General features: G+C 53.0%; 5 protein-coding genes and 1 pseudogene. 1 reads left to right on the forward strand and 5 read right to left on the reverse strand.

The window, feature by feature from the left end; all coding sequences use genetic code 11:
* The first annotated feature begins 138 nt into the window (after window positions 1-138).
* Window positions 139-744, forward strand: coding sequence for a hypothetical protein (locus tag ACFWN2_RS45905; RefSeq protein WP_069475750.1), 606 nt, complete (start codon window positions 139-141; stop codon window positions 742-744).
* Here ACFWN2_RS45905 and ACFWN2_RS45910 read toward each other — a convergent pair.
* The 5 genes and pseudogenes from ACFWN2_RS45910 to ACFWN2_RS45930 all read right to left on the reverse strand — a co-directional run bounded on the left by ACFWN2_RS45910 (window position 741) and on the right by ACFWN2_RS45930 (window position 3,983).
* Window positions 741-1,859 (reverse strand): DNA methyltransferase, encoded by a 1,119-nt coding sequence (locus ACFWN2_RS45910; protein ID WP_077952212.1) that lies wholly within the window; start codon window positions 1,857-1,859, stop codon window positions 741-743. The two genes, ACFWN2_RS45905 and ACFWN2_RS45910, sit on opposite strands and share 4 nt — an antisense overlap.
* Before the next feature lie 418 nt (window positions 1,860-2,277).
* On the reverse strand, window positions 2,278-2,493 hold the full coding sequence (locus ACFWN2_RS45915) for an MbeD family mobilization/exclusion protein (protein ID WP_079967714.1): 216 nt from the start codon (window positions 2,491-2,493) through the stop codon (window positions 2,278-2,280).
* 3 nt (window positions 2,494-2,496) lie between these two features.
* Window positions 2,497-2,982, reverse strand: a complete 486-nt coding sequence (locus ACFWN2_RS45920; protein WP_137502582.1) for an MbeB family mobilization protein — start codon at window positions 2,980-2,982, stop codon at window positions 2,497-2,499.
* 322 nt (window positions 2,983-3,304) lie between these two features.
* A pseudogene (locus ACFWN2_RS45925) lies at window positions 3,305-3,721 on the reverse strand (relaxase/mobilization nuclease domain-containing protein); the annotation flags it as partial.
* Entirely contained in the window at window positions 3,660-3,983 is a 324-nt protein-coding gene (locus ACFWN2_RS45930) for a MobC family plasmid mobilization relaxosome protein (protein ID WP_170989424.1), read from the reverse strand. The gene ACFWN2_RS45930 and the pseudogene ACFWN2_RS45925, both read right to left, overlap by 62 nt.
* Window positions 3,984-4,380: the final 397 nt, after the last annotated feature.

Consider the following 4,380-nt stretch of genomic DNA (forward strand, 5'->3'; position numbering starts at 1 on the left):
ACCTTCGATTAAACCGCGTCCCCAGGCGGTTTTTTCGTTTCAAGAGGCTACGCCCAAACGACAATGATCGTCAAGGATCTTCTTGGTAAGATATGACAAAGAGCTTTCGAACTTTTATATCTTATTCAAGGAACTAAGATGCAAGACAGGTCAGTAGTTAATCGACAGGGGTTTAACCCAGAGCTCGATCTGCCGTATTCGCTAAGGATTAGTGATTTTGAGCACGCAATGGAAGATATTTATGACTTCTTCCATGATGTGAACAATTTACTATCAAACAAAGGATTGCATAGGCTTGATGACATGATGAGACCAGCAGCTATGTCTGGCCTCATTTCAGATATGATCACAGCTTCCCTCGCTAAATTTTCAAGATCACTTGTTGAAAACAAGCATTTCAATGGACATCCAGACCTAGTTGTTAGAGGCAAGTATCCGAATGACAGTATCTCCTCAGGGGAAGACGGCATTGAAATAAAAACCACCAGGAAAAATGGGGGTGCCGTCGATACTCATGGGGCAAGATCTCAATGGATGTGCGTATTTGTCTACAATGTAGATAATGAGACTGAACCGGCCTCAGACAGAAAGTCGATGAAATTTACCGAGGTATATCTTTGCCACGTTGATGAAAATGACTTCCGTCGTAATGATCGTGGTGCATTAGGAACCAGAACAGCAACCCTTCACAAAGAAGGGTTGAAGAAGCTCAGAGAAAGCTGGGTTTACAAGGATTTAGTTTAGTTATTTTCCTTGCTTGGAAGGGCTGATAGCGCGGGGATAGCTTTCTCCGCCAAATCAAAGAACTCCCGGTCTATTTCAACTCCAATGCTCTCATAACCTATATGGTTTGCAGCTGCTAATGTGGAGCCGCCCCCCATAAATGGATCGAGAATAATCCCCTCTCCTAAAGGAAGCACTGCCCTCACTAATTGCCTCATGAAATTTTGCGGCTTTAATGACGGATGTGGCGCTATCTTTTTTTCATGTGCTGGCGTCGGATGAGATTTAATGACATCGCCAAATGGCCTGTCAGCTGAAATTCTCCTGAATCCACCTGTTTTCCACTTTCGTAGATTATCCTGAACCCTTCCATCTAGAGGCTTTCTCAGCACTATCCATGGTTCCCATTGAGAACGTGGCATGACAGAAACATCTCCAAATTCATCATGGGCGTTTTTGGGCCTATCCCCTCCTCTCATGGTCATAACCTGACGCGCGATGTAACCTCGTAGCTCTAAGCCAGACGTAGACATAGAGTCCGCGACTATATGCGATAGAAGAGGGTTGGATGCGATAACTATATTCCCGCCAGGAACAACCACCCTTTCGACTTGCGAGGATAGTTCTTTGAAAAATAATGATATATTTCTAAGATCTTCTTCCCGCAAAACCGTAAAGCGAGGTAATGGCGCACGCTTATGTCCATCAAAGGAAGGCGGCTTTCTCCAAATACCACCTTTCCCTGCCCTTAGTTTCTCAGTCTGCTGTTTTGTATACTCGACTAATCCGTAAGGAGGATCGGTTACAACTGCATGAATTGAATTATCTTTTTGCCTTTTTAACCATTCAATTGCATCATCAAAAAAAATCGTCGATTTCCCAACAGCCTTAGGTGAAGACGTCAAATCTAAGGAGGGAGTAATACCAGCATCACCATTTAAGCGATAGACACCGCGATCTACTCGTTCGAACAGACCAGGGGTATTTAAACTCAGATATGAACGTACAGAAGATTTTGAAATTTCTCCAATTTTCAAATAAACAGCGTTGGTTATCTCCTCAATAGAAGCTTCTCTTCCAAGCCTTAAAAAACATTCAATTATCGAGTCACGAACAACACCAGGAGCCAAAGACATGTTTATAAATCCAGTATTTTTGTATAAAATAATAATACTAACTAGACGTCAGGACGTCAATTTAGTTTAAAAGTGACGTCAAAAGAGCATGCATTAACTCCGCATTTACCATAACAGTGCTTTCCGGCACCGCCTCAGGGCGGGTTCGGCGCGAAAGCGGCGTCAGCCCGGTAAAACCGGCAGTAAACTCCCCACTAAATCGCGCATTCCGCGTCAGATAAATTTCACCCGACTGCATAGCCATGCAACCGGGTGAATGGCACCGGCTTTCGGCGGGGATCTGCGCCGCCCCCCCCGTTTTATCCGGTTTGTTACAGCGACGGACCGTCATACGTCCGCTGGCGCTGCGATCGTTCCAGCTCCAGCGCTTTCTGGTGCTGCGCCGCCCGCTGCTGCTCCCGGTGCGCCTCGATTCCGTTCAGCCTTGCGACAACCGGCGCAGCTGATCGCTCAAACTCTGCACCTGCCTGCTCAAGACCGTGACGCGCTCGCTCAGCGCCGCGTTCTCCCGTTGCATAAGACCAGACATCGTCCGCCATTCCGCGAAGGCGTTCTCCCACTCGTCCAGCCTTTTCGAGTAGTCCTGCTGTAGCTGCTCTAATGCGCTCAGCAACTGTTTTTCCAGCTCCGTCATGTGCTATTTCCCCGCCAGTATCATCCAGCTCGAATCCTCTCCGAACCGTCCCGCTTCCGGGTTCACCCTCACGCAGCGGCGTCTCTGATCGCCGCAGGTCGAGAGCTGCACGCCGCTGTTCCGATCGGACAGCATAGCCTGCGTGCTCTTCTGCTCCCGGATGGTCGTGTAATTGTCGAGTATCTGCTGACTCTGCCACCACAGAATGGCCGCGCTCGAAGCGATCAGCAGCGCGGACACCAGGACGATGGTCAGCCACGTCTGGCTGACCATGCGCAGCATCCCTTTCGTGCGCTGGCTCATGGCTGAGGACAGCTTCCGGTCGTGCTCGAGGATGGCGGCGCTGATTCTCTTCTCGCTTTCGCTCAGTTCCGCTCTGACAGACTTCTCGTGCTCGCTGAATGCGGCTTTCAGCATCTCGCCGGTACTCTGCTGCTGCGCTTTCGATTTCTGCTCTAAGTCCTTCGCCAGCGTTAAAAGACTGTTCATAGATGGCTCCCTTCAGTCGGATGTTTCGCCCCCCGTCCGGGTCGGCAATGCTGATGCTGCTTTTTGTAGTGCGCACCACCTCAAAACCAGCGCTTTCCAGCGCCTCAGTGACGTCCTGACGGGTTTTCAGCTCCCCGGACGAGGCTAAGGCCAGTAAACCCCGCGTAATCGCCTGGGCGGCTTCCTGCTTCGTTTCCGGCAGCGCGGACGGCGTGACCAGCGCCCGCCGGTTTTCCGGCGCGTTTGGATCGTGCAGCCCCAGCCTGCCGTTCACAATGGTCTGCCAGGCATCGATGCGCGGTCGGTCGGCGCGGTCGTAATACGGCTGGAGACGCCTGCCGGTCAGCAGCTCCGTGTTCGGGATCAGGAAGTTCAGCTCCAGCCTCCCTTTGTCCCGGTGCTCAACCCACAGCACGCTGTACTGGTCTTTATCGAGTCCGGGCATCAGAACCCGCTCGAAGCTCGCCATCAGCTTTTCACGCTGGCCGGGCGGTAAGTCCTGTTCGGCAAAAGACAGGACGCCGGATGTGTATTTTTTGGCGTAGGGCGAGGCGTCGATAAGCTCCCGGACTTCCTCCGGCTTCCCCTGCAGAACGCTGGCACCTTCGCGCTGGCGGTCTTTGCCCAGCAGGTAATCCACAGGCCCGGCGCCACCGCCGCGCCCCCGGGGGTGAAACTTAACGATCATCGTCTGCCCCCTTTTCCAGCACGGCGTGCCGCAGCCGCTCGAGTCCGGCATCGATGGCCATCAGCGCGGCGACAACCTGCACGCGGTCGTGCCCGCTGCCGCCACCGCCGTTAACCTGCCGGGCAATCTGGTTAAGGTTGTTCCCCATGCCGGCAAGCTGACGAAGCAGCGCCGGCGAGAGCGAGGGAAGTTTGCCGGTTCGGGCGGGCTTCTCGTCCAGGCACGTCTGCCGCATCCAGGCCGCGAGCTGTTTACCGTCGCAGCGCTCCAGCAGACGGCGGTGCTCATCTTCGGTCACCCACATGGTGAGCATTTTGCTGCGTTTGTCTGCCAATCCGGCCTCCTGATAACGCCGGGACGGGCGGGAAATCTTTTCCCGTTCGGCGCGGTGTTGGACAAGCCGCAGGCGCGTCAGTGGTTTTAGCGGGTTTCGGGGCGCAGCCCTGAACCAGTCACGTAGCGCTAGCGGAGTGTATACTGGCTTAATATGTTAGTTCGGAGTGGTGACTCAGGGAAGTGCTTCATGTGGCAGGGGAAAAAATGCGGCTGCGGGGCGTAAGTGCGAAATGCAGGTGTCGATGAAATGACGCCTCCTCGCTCACTCGGTCGCTACGCTCCTGCCGTGAGACTGCGGCGGGCGTTACATGCTCACGAATGACGAAATAAAGAGATGGCGCTCAAGTAAAGAAAAGCCGGGGAAAGGATGCGGC

The sequence above is a fragment of the Lentzea sp. NPDC058436 genome (assembly GCF_042721515.1).
In the GTDB taxonomy this organism is placed as follows: Bacteria; Actinomycetota; Actinomycetes; order Mycobacteriales; family Pseudonocardiaceae; genus Lentzea.

Excerpts from the sequence above, each read along its gene's own strand:
- ACFWN2_RS45905 (WP_069475750.1), top strand. The coding sequence starts at position 139 with ATGCAAGACAGGTCAGTAGTTAATCGACAGGGGTTTAACCCAGAGCTC.
- ACFWN2_RS45910 (WP_077952212.1), bottom strand. The coding sequence starts at position 1,859 with ATGTCTTTGGCTCCTGGTGTTGTTCGTGACTCGATAATTGAATGTTTT.
- ACFWN2_RS45915 (WP_079967714.1), bottom strand. The coding sequence starts at position 2,493 with ATGACGGAGCTGGAAAAACAGTTGCTGAGCGCATTAGAGCAGCTACAG.
- ACFWN2_RS45920 (WP_137502582.1), bottom strand. The coding sequence starts at position 2,982 with ATGAACAGTCTTTTAACGCTGGCGAAGGACTTAGAGCAGAAATCGAAA.
- ACFWN2_RS45930 (WP_170989424.1), bottom strand. The coding sequence starts at position 3,983 with ATGCTCACCATGTGGGTGACCGAAGATGAGCACCGCCGTCTGCTGGAG.